This window comes from Paenibacillus sp. FSL R5-0766, from assembly GCF_037971845.1.
In the GTDB taxonomy this organism is placed as follows: domain Bacteria; phylum Bacillota; class Bacilli; order Paenibacillales; family Paenibacillaceae; genus Paenibacillus.
The window spans coordinates 4,874,120-4,892,254 of record NZ_CP150227.1; the positions used below are offsets into that span (position 1 = coordinate 4,874,120).

The following is an 18,135-nucleotide window of genomic DNA, read 5'->3' on the forward strand; positions in this document are numbered from 1 at the left end:
AATTCCCAGTATAACATATCTGACTTGGTTCGGAACATACGTTTGCCACTATCCGGTAAAAACGGAGATCATCTCCGTTAACACAGCCAAACAGCAAAAAGCCCGCAGCTACCACACTGTGGACTTTTTGCCAAAAGTATCATTCATTTAAAATTCACTTTATCTCACGAGAGATTAAAAAAAGTGAAACCAGACTCTTCTAATTCTTTTTACTACGCACTTCGAAAATAGCAAATTTCAGGTAATGTCCTTCATCCACGCCTAAAATTTGCGGGTGGTCCTTACCTGCTGCCTTCCAGTCAATTAGACGCAGCACTTTGCCTGCATCTTCCGCTGCATCCGCAATCGTATCCAGGAAAAGGTCAGGACGCATGTGATACGAACAGCTGGCTGTCACCAGATATCCGCCCTCATTAACCAGTTTCATTCCTTGCAGGTTGATATCCTTATATCCACGGCATGCACCTTTGACTGCTGATTTCGTTTTGGCAAATGCAGGAGGATCAAGGATGACGACATCAAATGTTTTACCGCCAGCTGCCAGCGCTTTGGATGTATCTACTTTCTGTTCGCCTGCACGTGCACGTACGGTACGTTCATCCAGCCCTTTCACTTGTTCACGCAAGTACTGGAATGCATCAGCAACTACGAACTCAACACGGTCGGTAAAACCGTTCAGCTCCACATTTGTTCGTGCACTCTCAATGGCATGCTCCGAAATATCAAGACAAGTCACTTTTTTGGCTCCATACTTGCAAGCATTCAACGTGAAACTGCCTGTGTGTGAGAAGCACTCCAGCACAGTGGCACCATCCCAATAAGGGAATGTAACTACTTTACCGCTTTTATTCACAGGCAAGAGCTGCTCTGTGCCATCCTGCTCAGTCGTTTGTAGTGTGATTCCACTCTTGTAGCCCCAACCCTTCATGAGCGGTTCGATGGCTGCACGATTCTCGCGTTGGTCGAAGAAGTAACCTGTCTTCTGTCCTTCCACGATATCCACTTTAATGAGTAGTCCATTTTCTGTAACGGTGACATGTCGTGGGCACTCTCCGTACAGTGGACCCTTGGTCTGCTCCAAACCTTCCAGTTCACGAATTGAGACATCACTGCGCTCATATATGCCTTCTGGCTGCATTACTTCAATGAGTGCCTGTACGATGGCTTCACGGCAATGATCCATGCCAAGTGTAAGCAACTGTACAACGAGGACGCTGCCAAATCGATCAACGATCAATCCTGGCAGAAAATCTGCTTCGCCATAAACGAGGCGGTATGCCTCTCCATCCTGGATAAAACGTTCCCGATGACGCAAGCAATCGCGGAAACGCGCTGCAAAGAACGCCGTATCCATCTGTTCGGACTCCAGCGGTTGATAAGATACAACTCTTACCGTGATCTGAGATGCGAGATTGTAATATCCTGTCGCCAGATAGCGACCTTGATGATTCAATACATTGACCAGATCTCCCGGCTCCGGGTTTCCGTCAACAGAGGCAATTTCATTGTTAAATATCCATGGATGTGCATGTTCTAGCCGCTTTTTGCGACTGCGTTCGAGTGTAACTGATGGCAAGGTAGATCCACTTCTTTCATAGTTAGTTGAAAAGATAGGTTTGGTGCAAAGGAGACGCTACGGCGACGAATTGTTCCTCTGATCGCTGTTATCCCCAGATTTTTTTGAACTCCCTTTTCTCAAAGGGAAAATCCGGGGATAAAGGCGAGCGCTTCGCTTCTTCGGTAACAATTTCGTCTTCTTCGCTGCGTTTGCACGAATCACCGTATCTTTCGAATTGGGGTGGGGCAGTTGAGAGCATGTTGGCGCTAAGCTGTTACTTTAAGCGCTGTATGAGTGACACTACAGCGACGATTTGTTCCTCTGATCGCTGTTGTCTCCAGATTTTTTTGATTCCCCTTTCCTAAAGGGAAAATCCGGACACAAAGGCGCACGCTTCGCTTCTTCAGATTCGATTTCGTCTTCTTCGCTGCGTTTGCACGAATCACCGTATCTTTCGAATTGGGGTGGGGTAATTTAGGTCGCTTCCCTCTGAATTCCTTTAGGCTTGTCATGGTTGTCTTTATTTACTCATAGGATGAGTTAAGGAACCGGACGGAAGGAATGATTTTGTATGTTTAGAGATGTTATATTGCCCCTACTCTATGGGCTTATTATCTTTTTTGGTGGCATGAAGCTGATGGAAACGGCCTTGCAGCGCATGGCTGGGCCCATGTTGGCGGGTTGGCTCAATCGGGCTACCTCTGCTCCATGGAAAGGCATGGCCTTCAGTGCAGGTGCAACGGCCCTGTTACAGAGCAGTACTGCGGTCACCGTACTCACCATTGGACTGGCTAATGCCAGATTAATTACCTATGGACGCACACTTGGAATCATCCTCGGCACCAACATCGGGACATGCCTGACAACGGAGCTGGTGGGACTGCAGATCGGCCGTGCTTCCCTGCCGCTACTCGTCCTGTCTCTAACGGGCTGGGCCCTGTTTGTTGTTCTTGGTGAACGCAATCTGGCCGCTCCTGAACGTACGCGACAGACTCTGTTTAACATCCAGTACAGCTTCCTCGCAGCTGCGGGATTTGCACTTGTTATGACAGGCATTCAAGTGATGCAATCCATTGCCTTACCCTTGCGGAGCATGGGCGTATTTCAATGGTTTCTCGACCGCTCGGCCGACAGCTTGTGGTGGGGCTTCCTGGCAGGTGCCTGTCTGACAGCGCTCATTCACAGCAGCGCAGCTGTCATTAGCATGGCGATTACGCTCGCAGCCACAGGAGTATTACCTGTGGAGATCGGCATCGCCATTGTGATCGGGTCCAATGTGGGGACCTGCATCACCGCTGTGATTGCTGCCGCGGGCGGAGCATCCGCAGGCAAATTTGTCGCAGCCTCCCATGTTGTATTAAACATTGCAGGAGCGCTGCTGTTTATGCCGCTGATCGGCCAGCTGCATGCAGCTTCGGCCTGGCTGTCAGCGGACAACGGGGCACAGATTGCGCATGCCCAGACCCTTTTTAACATCACCAGTTCACTGCTTGCTTTGCCATTCTGTTACTTGCCAATCTGGCACAAAAAACCACCGGTCCACGCCCCCGCGGCGAAGTCACCCGTGGCTTGATGATCTGCCTGTCCAGACCCACAGAGCGCGCGGCTAACTGACTCGAACAATAATGCCGTTATACGTTAATGCCTAACTTGTTCAGGGCTACACGCAAGATATCATCGTTATTATCATATCCGCTCTGCTGCTGTAAGGACCATGCTTCTTCCGGAGCATACCAATCCACACCCTTGATTTCTTCAATCTGAGGCTGTAGATCACCACTCTCGGCTTCAACGAGATAATAATGAACTTCCTTGTCCACCGGACCAAAGTCTGCATGTTGGTACGTGTAAGCAATGATATCAACCGGCTCTACAATGCGACCCACCATACCTGTCTCTTCCAAAATCTCGCGCAGTGCCGTCTGTTCGATTGTTTCTCCATCTTCCATTTTGCCCTTGGCGAGAGTTGTTTTACCATAACGATCTACGATAAGCTGAATTTGAAGACGTCCGTCTTCCCCTGTTCTATAAACAACTCCGCCTGCTGAAATTTCTTTTTTGTTCATCATGCTCTCCCCCATCAACTTCGATATCTTTATCTTATTTTTTTGCAAAAGAAGGACCTCATCTCCCCGGGTAAGCTCCCCAAGGAAATGAAATCCTTGTTTCTGACGCCTCGATCACATCGCGGCGGACTTAAGATTCTCTTCCAACACACGTACCAGCGTAGCCTGACTCTCGTTGACACCGGCTTCAACCACTTTGACTCGGCACACTTTACCGACCATATCCATCGTTCCGTCAAAGACCAGTTGAATGTAGTTGTCGCTATAACCGTGCAGCTTGCCACTTCCCTCGCGGCCTTTGGCTTCACCTTCGGGAATAACATCCAGTACCTGTCCAACAAACTGCTCAGCGTACTCCAGTTGCATCTGCTCAGACAAGTCAATCAGTTCATGCACACGTGCATTTTTGACCTCTTCGTCCACCTGATCTTCCATCCGTGCTGCTGGTGTACCCGTGCGTTTCGAATAAGGGAAAACGTGCATTTCGGAAAAACCGATCTTCCGCATCAACTCATAGCCATTACGGTACATCTCATCCGTCTCACCTGGAAATCCAACAATGATGTCTGTTGTAATCGCTACATCCGGCATTGCTTCCCGAATGCGAAGCATTTTGTTGTAAAACTCTTCCGTCGTATATTTACGGCGCATGCGTTTCAACACCGTATCATCACCCGCTTGCAGCGGAATATGGAAGTGACGAACAAGTTTGTCCGAACGTTTGATCACGTCGAGCATACGGTCGTCAATCTGACTGGCTTCAATCGAGCTGATTCGAATACGCTCCAGCCCCTCTACCTTGTCCAGGTCCCACAGCAGATCGGTCAGATCATAATTCTCCATGTCATCACCATACCCACCTGTATGAATACCGGTCAGAACAATCTCCTTGTATCCGGCGTGTACGAGCTGATGCGCCTGTTGAATAATGCTATTCGCCTCACGGCTGCGTGAGAGACCACGAGACCACGGAATGATGCAGAACGTGCAAAAGTTATTGCATCCATCCTGGATTTTCAGGAACGCTCGGGTACGATCAGCAAAATCAGGTACATCCATCTCTTCAAACACACGGGTTTTCATAATATTACGCACCGCATTAACGGGTTGACGGGACTCCTTAATTTCATTAACATATGGCAAAATCTTGTCACGGTCCTGTGTACCGATAACCAGATCCACCCCTGGGATGTCCAGAATCTCTGCCGGAGAAGTCTGCGCATAGCAGCCTGTAACGGCCACAATCGCCTCCGGGTTGCGCCGAATGGCACGACGAATAATTTGACGGCTCTTTTTGTCGCCGGTATTGGTTACTGTACAAGTATTAATCAAGTATACATCCGCTGTCTGTTCATCAAAGTCCACTTGATCGTAACCTTCGTTTTTGAACAATTGCCAAATCGCCTCTGTATCATAGAAATTAACTTTGCAGCCTAAGGTGTAAAACGCCACGGATGGCATAATTACATTCCTCCCATTTCTCCGGATTCATATAACACGCAAGTTAGTGCTGCCATTCCAGCTGTCTCAGCACGCAAAATGCGTTTGCCCAGTCCAACAGATACGGCACCTGCCTGATCAGCCTCTGCCGTCTCCTTCTCAGAAAATCCACCTTCCGGTCCAACCACGATCAAAACTTCTGCACTTGCACCAGGTGCAAGCTGCTCTACAAACGGCTTCAGTGCATCTCTCAGCTGTTTACCGTTTTCTTTCTCATAACAATAACATACCAGGCTGTAGCCCTCAAAAGAAGATAACAGCCCTTTCCAGGAAAGCGGCTGCTCAACGGATGGAATGCGATTCCGGTGACTCTGTTCGGCAGCTTCCTTGGCAATTTTCCGCCACCGCTCCAACCGTTTGCCTTCTTTCTTGGCATCATATTGCACAATCGTACGTTCTGATAGGAAGGGTACAAATGATACCGCCCCAATCTCAGTACATCTCTGGATGACTGTTTCCATCTTGTCGCCCTTGGGCAAACTCTGTGCCACGGTTACACGAATCCGTGCTTCACGGTCCATAACCAGAGACTCTACAATATTTGCAGTAACTTGGCCAACTTCAATGGTCTCAATTTCCACGAGTGCTTCTCTGGAGTTTCCGTCACTGACAATCAGTTTATCTCCAGGTTTACCACGCATGACCTTGCCGATATGGCGTGCATCATCACCTGTGATGATCACAGCGTGTTCATTAAACTGTTCTGCAGATACAAAATATCGCTGCATTAGTCAATCCACCCATTCTGTCCTGTTATGACTGGAATTCACCCCGCCTAATGACAAGCATGAATCCAATCGCCACAGATGATCATACAACTTTTACGTGTTTCTGACCAGTATATCCGTCCAAAACACGATACGCTTTTTTAGCGATATAATTCGATAATTACCTTTGCCAGATCCACATACATCGTTTGCGCAAACTCATACAAAGGTTGAATCGTTACATTTTGCAACGGAGGTATAACAAGAATCAACAGGAAGATAAAAATGGACCATTGCTCCACCCCTTGCAGCTTGCGGCTGATTGAAGGTGGCACTACATCTTCCAGAATCCGATAACCATCCAGTGGTGGCAACGGAATCAAGTTAAACAGGAACAGGAAAAAGTTGGTTAAGTTAAAGATAGCGAAAAACGTTGTGATTGCTGTTAGCAACCGCTCATTATCAATGCCGCCGAGTGCTCCCGAACCAACCAGTGAAGCATAGATGATTGTACCGATGATCGCCAGCAACAGATTGCTCAGAGGCCCTGCTGCGGATACGATGATACCCATCAATCTAGGTTTGTCGAAGTTAGCCCGATTAACCGGAACTGGACGTGCCCAACCAAAGCCGGCAATAATGAGCAACAGCACACCAAACAAGTCAAAGTGTACAACCGGATTCAGTGTGACCCGACCCAACAGCTTAGCTGTCGGATCACCGAATTTGTTGGCAAAATACGCATGCGAGAATTCATGCACCGTAAATGCGATCAGAATGGTCAGCAGGAAAAACGGAAGCTGATCGATCGGATAACGAAAGAACGAATTCCAAAAGTCCATACGTTACCCCTTTCTGGCTACAAACGCCAGCCAATCCTCATCACGGTGGATCGCACTCACTTCAAACCCGGAGGCTACCAGCGCATCATGTACAACCTGCTCTTTGTTCTTCCAAATGCCGGATACAATATATGTGCCACCAGACTCAAGCGCATGATAGACATCGTCTACGAACAACAAAATGATCTCAGCCAGAATGTTCGCCACGACAACCTTAACCGGCAGTTGTACACCAAGTGCAGGGTCCTGACTCCCAAGGACGGACAACAGATCACTCTCTTTAACCGTAATTTGTTGCTCCAGCCCATTCAGTTCCACATTCTCCCTGGCACTAATTACGGCAACTGGATCAAGATCGAGCGCCAGTACATGTTTTGCCCCAAGTTTTATCGCTCCGATAGCCAAAATACCAGAGCCTGTACCTACGTCAATAACTTCCTCGCCGCCCTGAATAACCGTTTCCAGTGTGCGCAAGCAGAGGGAGGTCGTTGGGTGGGTTCCTGTACCAAAAGCCATGCCTGGATCAAGCTCAATAATTTTCTCATCCGGACTTTCTGGCGTATACTCTTCCCACGTTGGCTTGATCGTCAAACGTTCCGATACACGTACCGGCTTGAAATATTGTTTCCAGGCTGTTGCCCAGTCATCTTCATCCACTGTACGCGTCTCATAACGAACTTCACCTGTATCAATTCCGAATTCGGAGAGTTCCTCAACTCTCGGATTAACTTCAGACTGTAATGCAACCATGTCCGTACCTTCGGAGAAGTACCCTTTGATGACCGCAAAGCCTTCCGGAATATCATTCAATGGAACGTCGTATAACTCACCATACGTTGTGTCCCGTTTTTTATTTAAAGTACCGGACTCTTCAATCGAAACCCCTCCAGCACCCGCTTCATGTAAAAAATTCGAAATCATCTCCACAGCTTCTTCTGTGGTATGTATTGTTAGTTCATGCCATAACATACTTGGTTTTTCCTCCTCATTTTTCAAACATCCCAACTATTGTACTACACAAGCTAGCCGGAGCACAAAGCCGCACCAGTAAAAGAAAAACAAAACAGGATATCCGCAGCCTGACTGCTCGAATATCCTGTCATCTATTCATTCATATCTGTTTCATTTACTTCAGCATTTTGTATAATTCGAATCTCACTTAGCAAAAACGTCCACCGTTCTGTGTGATCATCTCTGCGGCTTGCGGGAGCGAATCGTTAGATACGGACACGGTCAGCAAAATTTCTTGTTTTAGCCTGTTTGCCGAGTCCTCTTTGGGTGTATCATACACCTGACCATTGGACAACATTTCCGTTTCATCACTAATCAGGGCAAGTACATTCAGTTCGCCACTAAACCCTCCGACAACGGCCGTAGGAGAATTATCGAAGCCCGTAACATCATTTGAGTCCAATGCAGATGCTTCATTGCCAAGGCTCTCAATACTCAATTGGTTCGGGTGCAACAATTCCAGGGCTCTGCGTGCAGACTCGGCCTCAGTCCAGCTTGTAAAAACAGCTTCGAGGGTCACTGCCGAGCGATCTTCAGTCATTAAGCTCCCGTCCCTGACGTCGATCAGCCGCTTCACTGCGGCGTAGTGCTTCTATATCTTCATGATCCGCAGCTTCAGCGCTGAATTCCACATCTTCATTTTTGGCGGACTGCAATCGTTTCATCTTTTCCGTTTTTGTGAGAATCTTGCCTGGACGTTCATGTTCTGCCATTGTAATGCTCCTCCTTCAAATTAAAATGAACTAATACGTGTTACACTGTAACACTCCGATTGTAGTCCCATCCTCCGATCGCTGTTATCCCCAGATTTTTTTTAATTCCCTTCTTCAAAGGGAAAATCCAGGGATAAAGGCGAACGCTTCGCTTCTTCAGATTGGTTCTACACTCTACGTTAAAGTGTAATTATCTGTCCATCTTATATGGATTTCTTGAAACTAGATCATTCCACCGGCTTGTTCGATTATAGACATAGCGCGGTGATGTACCGATTCATCTACGATGACAGTAAGTAATACATCTCTTCCCGTTGGTCCACCCTGTCCACCATCACTCATGCCGCTTGCAGAAGGGTCCGCCGCAGCCATGATTCCAGCACTGGCATTTGTTTGCATCGAATCGGGCACCCATGATGAAAAACTGCCGGAAACGCCCGGCTTGTAGGAAGCCCCGCTTGGTCCTACACCCGCATAACGGCTGAATCGATTAATTGACAGGTCCTCCACTCGCAATGCCTCCAGTTTTTTGGCTGCCCCTTGAGCCTGCTCCGGGCTGTGAAAGTACGCCAAAATATTTTTCTCGGTCATCCGCTTCACCTGCTTCCCTAATTTCTCGCATATCAGCTATGCATATCATTCTCGCCATGCTATCTTTCCGCAAGTTCGCTCAGAATATACCGAAATGCTCCCACAAATTGCTGTCGTTCTTTGTAGCATAGATCCATGGATGTTGCCAAGACCAATGGGTAGCCACTTCAAAAGGCATATAAAAAAGGACACCCTGCGGTAAAAACCGCTGTGGTGTCCTTTTGGACTTGCTATATTTTATTCTCAGTCGCCACGGAAGGCGCGTTTCACTCTGTCAAAGAAGGATTGTTCATGCTCATGTGTTTGCTCTCCATCCAGCGCAGCAATTTGGCGAAGCAGATCTTTCTGCTCGTCATTCAGCTTACTAGGTGTAACCACAACCACTTTCACATGCTGATCTCCTTGCCCCATACCGCGCAGGCGTGGTACACCTTTGCCTTTGAGTCGGAAATACGTTCCCGTTTGTGTACCAGCTGGTACTTTCAACTTCACTTTCTCGGTCAACGTTGGGATTTCAACTTCATCTCCCAGAGCTGCCTGAGCAAAGGTAAGTGGGATTTCGCAATAAATATCGTCACCTTCACGCTCGAAGAAATCATGTGATTTCACGCGAATGACAATATACAGATCTCCCGCTGGTCCGCCACGCAGGCCTCCCTCGCCCTCACCTGTCATACGCAGTTGCGCGCCATCATCTACACCCGCTGGAATGCGGACATGAATTTTGCGTTGCTTGCGAACTTTACCGCTACCACTGCACGTTGTACATTTTTCTTTGATAATTTGGCCCGAACCACTACAGTTCGAACATGCACGACGATTAACCATACGTCCAAACGGTGTATTTTGCACGACTTCCTGCTGACCGCTACCTTGGCAGACCGAGCAGGTTTCCGGTTTCGTTCCAGGTTTGGCACCTGAGCCATGACAGGTATCACAGCCTTCGGTACGCGGAATCGTAATATCCGTTTCTTTACCGAATACAGCTTCCTTGAACTCAATCGTCATCGTGTACTGCAGGTCATTCCCCCGTTGGGGAGCATTTGGATCACGTCGTCCACCGCCACCGCCGCCAAAGAACATGTCGAAGATGTCGCCAAATCCGCCGCCGCCAAAATCACCGCCACCACCGAATCCACCTTGATTCGGATCGACATGACCATATTGATCATATTGTGCACGCTTCTGACCGTCACTCACGACATCATAAGCTTCTTTAACTTCTTTAAATTTAGCTTCCGCATCAGCAGCCTTGTTTACGTCAGGGTGATACTGACGGGCAAGCTTACGGTAAGCCTTTTTAATCTCATCGTCGTTAGCCGTTTTACTAACGCCAAGCACCTCATAATAATCACGCTTTTCAGCCACTCTTCCACCCCCATATCATTCACCATATCGCACATCGTGACAAAAGGAAAGCCAAAGCGCGGGAGCCCCGGCTATGACTTTCCCTCTAATTCGAACGTCACCGATGTTTAATTCGCGTAGAACTACGAATTAGTTTTGTTTTTTATCTTCATCCACAACTTCGTAATCAGCGTCTACGACGTTGTCACGTTTTGCGGAACCTTGTTGTTCTTCAGCACCTTGTGCTTCTTGCTCTTGCGCCTGTGCTTGCTCATACAGTTTCACAGACAATTGTTGAACGATCTCTGTCAGTTCTTCTGTAGCAGCTTTGATGTCTTCCAGGTTGTCGGAAGCCAGAACGCCTTGCAGTTTTTCTTTGGCTGCATTCGCTTTTTCAACTTCGCCAGCATCTGCTTTTTCGCCAAGATCTTTGATCGTTTTGTCAACAGAGTAGATCAGTTGATCTGCACTGTTTTTCGCTTCAACGAGTTCTCTGCGTTTTTTATCTTCTTCAGCGTGCAGCTCAGCATCTTTCATCATTTGCTCAACTTCAGCATCGCTCAAACCGCTGGAAGAAGTGATTGTGATTTTTTGAGTTTTGTTCGTACCTTTATCTGTTGCAGATACGTTAACGATACCGTTGGCATCAATATCGAAGCTAACTTCGATCTGTGGAACGCCACGTGGAGCTGGTGGAATATCACCCAACATGAAACGTCCAAGCGATTTGTTACCCGCTGCCATCTCACGCTCACCTTGCAGAACATGAATCTCAACGCTTGGTTGATTGTCTGCATATGTGGAGAATACTTGAGATTTGCTTGTAGGGATCGTTGTGTTACGCTCGATCATCTTAGTGAATACGCCACCTGCTGTTTCGATACCAAGGGACAGTGGAGTTACGTCAAGCAATACAACGTCTTTCACATCACCTGTCAGTACGCCCGCTTGTACAGCAGCACCCAAAGCTACAACTTCATCGGGGTTAACGCCTTTGTGTGGATCTTTACCCGTCAGTTTTTTGATTGCTTCTTGTACTGCAGGAATACGTGTGGAACCACCAACTAATACGATCTTGTCGATATCGTTAGCTGTCATACCCGCATCACTCAATGCACGACGAGTTGGTTCAAGCGTACGCTCAACCAGACCTGCAGAGATTTCTTCAAATTTCGCACGGCTCAGGTTCAACTCCAAATGCTGTGGAACGCCATCAGCAACCGTGATGAACGGCAAGGAGATTGTTGTAGTCAATACACCGGAAAGTTCTTTTTTCGCTTTTTCCGCTGCATCTTTCAAACGTTGAACCGCTGCTTTATCTTTACTCAAGTCAATGCCTTGATCTTTTTTGAATTCACTTACGAGATAATCAATGATTACTTGGTCAAAGTCATCCCCGCCCAGTTGGTTATCCCCGCTCGTTGCTTTAACTTCGAAGAAGCCGTCACCCAGTTCAAGAATGGATACGTCGAACGTACCGCCACCCAGGTCATATACGAGAATCGTTTGGTCTTCGGATTTCTCCATACCGTATGCCAAAGCTGCTGCTGTAGGCTCGTTGACGATACGCAGAACTTCCAAACCTGCAATTTTACCCGCATCTTTAGTCGCTTGACGCTGACTGTCATTGAAGTAAGCTGGTACAGTGATAACGGCTTGAGTTACCGTTTGACCCAGATAAGCTTCAGCATCAGTTTTCAATTTTTGCAGGATGATTGCAGAGATCTCTTGTGCAGAGTAGTCTTTGCCATCGATTGTTTCCTTGTGGGAAGTACCCATGTGACGTTTGATCGACATGATGGTACGATCCGGATTGGTGATCGCTTGACGTTTTGCAGTTTCACCAACAACGCGCTCTCCATCTTTTTTGAAACCAACTACGGATGGAGTTGTACGTGCGCCCTCCGGATTTGGAATTACGACAGCCTCGCCGCCTTCCATTACTGCTACGCATGAGTTTGTTGTTCCTAAGTCAATACCAATTACTTTGCTCATCCGAAAATTTCCTCCCTCAACAATTTAAAATGAATGGGTCTGATCTAACCCTTATTTAGATGTTCATGTTGCTAATCGTGCTCTATGTGTACAAACCTTTATATTAAACTTCGCCCACATTGTTCAACTATGGAGCCGACTCATTCCTTCCTATAAGGAAATTATGAGCTGACTTTAACCATAGCTGGACGAAGCACTTTATCTTTCAGCATGTAGCCCTTTTGGACTTCCTCAACAACGATACCTTCTTCGTACTCGTCGCTCTCCACTTGCATAATTGCTTGGTGGAATTCAGGATTGAACGGTTGTCCTACCGATTCCATTGCCGTCAGACCTTCGTTATTCATCACGGTTTCCAATTGACGGAAAATCATTTGGATGCCCTTGGAGAAAGATTCGACCTCTGCACCTTCCGGTACAGTAGCCATGGCGCGCTCGAAGTTATCAATAACCGGTACCAGTTCGGTGACCAGCTTCATCGAAGCGTATTTAGCCAATTCTTCTTTTTCCTTCTGAGTACGACGACGGAAGTTATCGAAATCAGCCTGTGCACGGACATAACGCTGCTGTTGCTCCTCAGCTTCTGCCTTCAGACGTGCAAGCTCATCCTGCTCCTGATCAGCCATCTCTTCAGCTTGTGCTTCTGCAGCGCCAGCTTCATTAATAGGTTCCTGCTCAGCTGCTGTTACCTCTTGTTCTTCTGTAAATGATTGCTCCTCTTTCAAGATGTTCACCTCCTTATACGAATGAAATGGTTCATTCCCGAATCTTATTTGAAACGATGTGTCAGCATCGCCGTCAAGTCACGGGATAGTGTATTTAGAATATGAATGACACGTGCATAATCCATCCGCGTGGGTCCTAGAATACCGATCGAACCCAAAGCCTCACCGTCCAATGAATAGGAGGCTGTAATCAGGCTGCAGTTGGCAAAGGCTTCATGATCATTCTCAGTGCCGATTCGCACTTGAATACCAGATCCACCCGGCACGGGCATCATCAATTTCATGAGTGTTGGTGTCTCTTCCAGCAGGTCAAGAATATCTTTTACCTTTTCGATATCTTTAAACTCCGGTTGAGTCAACATATTGGTGGCACCACTGAGGAACAGACGATTATCATGTTCGTTGTCAAAGGCACTGTTTAGCACCTGCATAACTTCCTCGTAACGTGTAATATGCCGTTCCATCTCTTGCCCAAGTTCAGTATAGAGACGGGATTTCAATTTGTAAATTGGCACACCAACCAGCTTGGTGTTCAACAGTCGAACCACTTTCTCCATCTCGGCTACCGAAATTTCTGGAGGAATCTGGACCGTCTTGTTCTCCACCTGACCGGTATTGGTCACAATGATTGCCACAGCTTCACTTTCGTTCAGAGGAAGCAATTGGAAGTGGCGAAGGGACGTATGGAATACTTCCGGTCCAAGCAGGATCGAAGTATAATTCGTCATATGTGACAAAATATTGGATGCATGTTGAATAACTTGTTCCATGACATTCAGCTTTTCGGCGAAGAACGACTTCAGATCGTCCAATTCCTGGGGCTCCACCTGATTCCAAGGAACCAAATGATCGACGTAATATCGATAGCCTTTATGAGAAGGAATGCGTCCTGCCGATGTATGCGGCTGTTCCAGGAAACCCATATCTTCAAGGTCCGCCATTTCATTACGGATCGTCGCCGGACTATATCCAACATCTCCCCTTTTGGAAATGCTCCGGGACCCTACGGGCTCAGCTGAACGGATATAGTCATCCACTATAGCGTTCAGAATCATTCGTTGACGCTCTGTTAACATGGTGAGTATTCCCTCCTTCTGACTGTACTGTCCCATGTCGTTAGCACTCCGGTTAGATGAGTGCTAAGCGGTAATACAAAAATACCAAACTGACGTGAACATTGTCAAGTGAGTTTGATGAGTGGGCTCATCTATTTATAGTATAGACCAATGTCGACAAGTCCTAACAACTTTATTGAACATACTTTGAAGTAAAAAAGGACTGCATGTAGGGCAGAGGCTGACTCGGCTCGATCCATGCAGTCCATTCAGTTGTTAGGCTGAAACGTTAAGCTCTTTTAATACCGCGATCTCATCACAACAATCCTGCTTGCTGCAATGAACACAGTCGGTCCATACTTTCTCGGGAAAAATCTCTTTTTCCACTACGGCAAAGCCGTTTTTGAGGAAGAAGGATACTTCGTATGTCAACGCCATAACCTTAGGAATCTGTTGTTTCTCCGCTTCTTCTACCAGTCGGTCCAGCAATCGGGAGCCAATACCGAGCCCTTTGTGTCCTTCCGAGATACCGAGTGATCTGACTTCCACCAAATCATTCCCCAGACGACAAAGCGATCCGCAACCCACCACTTCACCATCAACTTCGGCTACAACAAAGTGCTCCAGCTGCCGGTGCAGTATTTCCCGTGATCGCGGAAGCATGATCCCACGCTCTGCATAGCCCTTAATCATTTCATACAGTGGTTCAACATCTTCCGGCACGGCTTTTCTGCATATTACCGACATCCTGCTCTCCTCCTATTACCAAGCTTTCCAGAGGAAAGCTGACTTCGTAGTTGTTAAAATTAACACGCTCTGTAAAATCAATATGAATAAATATACAACAGAGCGTATAGAATTTCAAGCTATGAATTCAGCGATATGGACCCGATAAACTCCGCAAAAACGTCATTTCCGAACAGGATACCCTGCTCGCTCAGTCGGAAGCCGTCTGCCGTCCGCTCAAGCAACCCTGCGTTCAACATTTTGCCCAAAGGCTTCGCAAACACTTCTTCCATGGACTCTCCGAACTGTTCGCTAAAGCGTGAGGCCGAAGCCCCCTCCAACATTCTCAGCCCAACCATCAGATAATCTTCCATGGCCTCCGGGCGAGCAATCTCAAAATGATCCAGACGAGGCAGCCCTGCTCGTGAAGCTTCGACATAAGGATTTATACCTTTAATATTCATATGCCGTTCACGGCCCACATACCCATGTGCACCTGCACCAAGACCGTAGTAGTCCTCATTACGCCAGTAGGTAATATTGTGACGACTCTCAAAGCCCGGCTTGGCAAAGTTACTGATCTCGTATTGCCCATAGCCTGCTTCTTTCATTCGTCTCATTAATAGAAGATACATTTCCAGCTCATCATCTTCATGAGGAAGTGGTAACTGGTTCTTCTGATACAGTGTATGGAAAAGTGTATTTTCTTCCACTTTCAGGCTGTAGATGGAGTAATGCGGCAGATCCAGTTCGAGCGCTTTGTCGATACTCTCATTCAACATTTCTACGGTCTGGTTTGGCAACCCAAACATCAGGTCAATGGACAGGTTATTCAAGCCTGCTTTACGAGCATTCTCCAAACTGCGATATACATCATCCGTATTATGAATACGGCCAATGCCTGTCAGCAGATCATTCTGAAACGCCTGCACGCCAAAGCTGACACGGTTGACCCCGCCTTCTTTCATCGCAGCGAGTTTCTCCGCATCCGTGGTTCCCGGGTTGGCTTCCATCGAGAATTCAATATCGTCCGCCCAATTTGGGAAATACGTCTTCACGGAACGAAGAAATACGGCCATCTCATCCGGTTTCAGAGCTGTTGGCGTACCCCCACCTACAAATATGGTCTTGATCTCGCCCGGTGGATTGGCCTTAACTGTATGTTCCATCTCCCGTTCCAGCGCTTCGAGATATTGCATCACGGGCTGATCTTTCAGAACGTAAGAGTTAAAGTCGCAATAAAAACATTTATTCGTGCAAAAGGGAATGTGAAGATACACCGCTTGGGGCGCACCTGTCTTCCGGCTGTGTGCTGCCAATGTCATGGCAAGTCCCCCTCTATTTGAAAAAAGGAAAGCCATCCGGCTTCCCTTTCAGCTTAGTTATTTAATATTTGTTGTAACCGAAATTAAATTCTCATTAATCTAATTTGAATACACACATTCTGTGTTGTACCTCAAAATAGATTGTTTAATCATCAATTTTCAGTACCGCCATGAATGCCTCTTGTGGCACCTCAACGTTACCAACCTGCTTCATCCGTTTCTTACCTTCCTTCTGCTTCTCAAGCAGTTTCCGTTTCCGCGAGATGTCACCACCATAACACTTGGCAAGTACGTTTTTACGCATGGCTTTTACTGTCTCACGAGCAACGACCTTGGTACCTACAGATGCCTGAATTGGCACCTCGAACATTTGCCGTGGAATCAGCTCGCGCAGTTTCTCACAGACAATGCGTCCGCGATTATAGGCACGGTCACGGTGAACGATGAAGGACAGAGCATCCACCTGTTCGCCATTAAGTACAATATCCATTTTCGCCAGATTGGACTGACGGTAACCGGACAGCTCATAATCCAGGGATGCATATCCTTTGGTACCGGATTTCAACTGGTCGAAGAAGTCATATACAATCTCGGACAGCGGAATCTCATAGGTAATGGTAACCCGGGTTGTGTCCAGATATTCCATATTCACATATTCACCGCGTTTATTCTGACACAGCTCCATAATGGTACCTACATAATCATTCGGTACGATAATATCTGCCTTGACGTATGGTTCCTCGACGTAATCAATCCGGCCCACCTCAGGATAGTTGGATGGGTTGTCGATTTTCATCACTTCACCATTGGTTAAGGTGACGTGATAGATTACACTTGGTGCCGTTGTGATCAACGGAATGTTAAACTCCCGCTCGATCCGCTCCTGAATAACGTCCATGTGAAGCAGTCCAAGGAATCCGCAACGGAATCCAAAACCGAGTGCACTGGATGTTTCCGGTTCAAAGCTCAGAGACGCATCGTTCAACTGCAATTTCTCCAACGCTTCACGCAGATCAACATAGTCCGATGTTTCGATCGGATAGAGACCACAATACACCATTGGGTTAATTTTACGATAACCCGGCAAAGGTTCCGGTGTTGGATTTTTGGCATCCGTTACCGTATCCCCGACTTGTGTATCGCCAACATGCCGGATACCTGCAACGATAAATCCTACATCCCCGACGTTCAGCTCGTCCACGATGGTCATACGAGGTTTGAACGCTCCAACTTCAATGACTTCAAATGATTTTCCTGTTGCCATCATTTTGATTTTGGAACCGGATTTGATTTTGCCGTCAACAACACGCACATATACGATTACACCTTTGTACGGGTCATAGTGCGAGTCAAAAATCAGCGCTTTCAAAGGCTGGTCAGGATCACCAGTTGGTGCCGGAACACTTTTCACCACTTGCTCCAAAATTTCTTTGATTCCGATTCCTGATTTGGCCGAAGCCAAAACCGCATTACTTGTGTCCAAACCAATAACATCTTCCACTTCCTGCTTCACCCGTTCAGGATCAGCGCTCGGAAGGTCAATTTTGTTGATAACCGGTAAAATTTCAAGATTGTTATCCAATGCAAGATACACGTTGGCAAGTGTTTGAGCTTCAATTCCCTGAGCCGCATCCACAACCAGCAGAGCACCTTCACATGCAGCAAGACTGCGTGATACTTCATACGTGAAGTCTACGTGTCCCGGTGTATCAATCAGATTCAATAAATACTCTTCACCATCATCCGCTTTGTAAGTCAAGGCTACTGCTTGTAGCTTGATTGTTATTCCACGTTCACGTTCAAGGTCCATCTTATCCAGAACTTGTTCCTGCATTTCACGTGAAGTGAGCGCACCTGTGTGCTCCAAGATCCGGTCCGCAAGTGTTGATTTGCCGTGATCTATATGTGCAATAATAGAAAAGTTACGAATTTTACGTTGTCTTGCCCGAATGTCAGTCATTCCTTACCCCCAGA

At 47.1% G+C, this 18,135-nt stretch carries 17 protein-coding genes; 1 reads left to right on the forward strand and 16 read right to left on the reverse strand.

Features of this window, described 5'->3' with window-relative positions:
* Positions 1-199 precede the first annotated feature (199 nt).
* Positions 200-1,576 (reverse strand): class I SAM-dependent rRNA methyltransferase, encoded by a 1,377-nt coding sequence (locus MKY66_RS21140; protein ID WP_076211641.1) that lies wholly within the window; start codon positions 1,574-1,576, stop codon positions 200-202.
* Positions 1,577-2,129: 553 nt separating this feature from the next.
* Here MKY66_RS21140 and MKY66_RS21145 point away from each other — a divergent pair.
* Positions 2,130-3,131, forward strand: coding sequence for a Na/Pi symporter (locus MKY66_RS21145; RefSeq protein ID WP_076211643.1), 1,002 nt, complete (start codon positions 2,130-2,132; stop codon positions 3,129-3,131).
* A 58-nt stretch (positions 3,132-3,189) separates the two neighbouring features.
* On the opposite strand, the gene MKY66_RS21150 is transcribed toward MKY66_RS21145, so the two are convergent.
* The 15 genes from MKY66_RS21150 to lepA all read right to left on the reverse strand — a co-directional run bounded on the left by MKY66_RS21150 (position 3,190) and on the right by lepA (position 18,121).
* On the reverse strand, positions 3,190-3,627 hold the full coding sequence (locus tag MKY66_RS21150) for an NUDIX domain-containing protein (RefSeq protein WP_076211644.1): 438 nt from the start codon (positions 3,625-3,627) through the stop codon (positions 3,190-3,192).
* Positions 3,628-3,738: 111 nt separating this feature from the next.
* Positions 3,739-5,085 (reverse strand): tRNA (N(6)-L-threonylcarbamoyladenosine(37)-C(2))-methylthiotransferase MtaB, encoded by a 1,347-nt coding sequence (mtaB, locus tag MKY66_RS21155; protein ID WP_076211647.1) that lies wholly within the window; start codon positions 5,083-5,085, stop codon positions 3,739-3,741.
* A 2-nt stretch (positions 5,086-5,087) separates the two neighbouring features.
* Complete coding sequence (locus MKY66_RS21160; RefSeq protein WP_076211650.1) at positions 5,088-5,852, reverse strand: RsmE family RNA methyltransferase; 765 nt, start codon at positions 5,850-5,852, stop codon at positions 5,088-5,090.
* A 140-nt stretch (positions 5,853-5,992) separates the two neighbouring features.
* Positions 5,993-6,673, reverse strand: coding sequence for a site-2 protease family protein (locus MKY66_RS21165; protein WP_076211651.1), 681 nt, complete (start codon positions 6,671-6,673; stop codon positions 5,993-5,995).
* A 3-nt stretch (positions 6,674-6,676) separates the two neighbouring features.
* Entirely contained in the window at positions 6,677-7,642 is a 966-nt protein-coding gene (gene prmA / locus MKY66_RS21170) for a 50S ribosomal protein L11 methyltransferase (RefSeq protein WP_076211653.1), read from the reverse strand.
* Between the two features lie 190 nt (positions 7,643-7,832).
* Positions 7,833-8,225, reverse strand: a complete 393-nt coding sequence (locus tag MKY66_RS21175) for a hypothetical protein (protein WP_076211655.1) — start codon at positions 8,223-8,225, stop codon at positions 7,833-7,835.
* Entirely contained in the window at positions 8,218-8,397 is a 180-nt protein-coding gene (locus tag MKY66_RS21180) for a YfhD family protein (RefSeq protein WP_076211664.1), read from the reverse strand. Before MKY66_RS21180 ends, MKY66_RS21175 begins: the two co-directional genes overlap by 8 nt.
* 222 nt (positions 8,398-8,619) lie before the next feature.
* Entirely contained in the window at positions 8,620-8,988 is a 369-nt protein-coding gene (locus MKY66_RS21185) for a hypothetical protein (RefSeq protein ID WP_017687219.1), read from the reverse strand.
* 243 nt (positions 8,989-9,231) lie between these two features.
* On the reverse strand, positions 9,232-10,356 hold the full coding sequence (gene dnaJ / locus MKY66_RS21190) for a molecular chaperone DnaJ (RefSeq protein WP_062835521.1): 1,125 nt from the start codon (positions 10,354-10,356) through the stop codon (positions 9,232-9,234).
* 129 nt (positions 10,357-10,485) lie between these two features.
* Positions 10,486-12,330 (reverse strand): molecular chaperone DnaK, encoded by a 1,845-nt coding sequence (gene dnaK, locus MKY66_RS21195; RefSeq protein ID WP_076211666.1) that lies wholly within the window; start codon positions 12,328-12,330, stop codon positions 10,486-10,488.
* Between the two features lie 161 nt (positions 12,331-12,491).
* Complete coding sequence (gene grpE, locus MKY66_RS21200; protein ID WP_076211668.1) at positions 12,492-13,055, reverse strand: nucleotide exchange factor GrpE; 564 nt, start codon at positions 13,053-13,055, stop codon at positions 12,492-12,494.
* A gap of 44 nt (positions 13,056-13,099) precedes the next feature.
* Positions 13,100-14,131 carry a heat-inducible transcriptional repressor HrcA gene (gene hrcA, locus MKY66_RS21205; RefSeq protein ID WP_076211670.1) on the reverse strand — a complete coding sequence of 344 codons (1,032 nt, stop codon included), beginning with the start codon at positions 14,129-14,131 and terminating at the stop codon, positions 13,100-13,102.
* Positions 14,132-14,386: 255 nt separating this feature from the next.
* Entirely contained in the window at positions 14,387-14,857 is a 471-nt protein-coding gene (locus tag MKY66_RS21210; RefSeq protein ID WP_017687214.1) for an N-acetyltransferase, read from the reverse strand.
* A gap of 119 nt (positions 14,858-14,976) precedes the next feature.
* Complete coding sequence (hemW, locus tag MKY66_RS21215) at positions 14,977-16,161, reverse strand: radical SAM family heme chaperone HemW (protein ID WP_036668565.1); 1,185 nt, start codon at positions 16,159-16,161, stop codon at positions 14,977-14,979.
* A gap of 145 nt (positions 16,162-16,306) precedes the next feature.
* The gene (lepA, locus tag MKY66_RS21220) at positions 16,307-18,121 is read right to left on the reverse strand and encodes a translation elongation factor 4 (RefSeq protein ID WP_076211672.1); all 1,815 of its coding nucleotides are present in this window, start codon (positions 18,119-18,121) and stop codon (positions 16,307-16,309) included.
* Between the last annotated feature and the right edge of the window lie 14 nt (positions 18,122-18,135).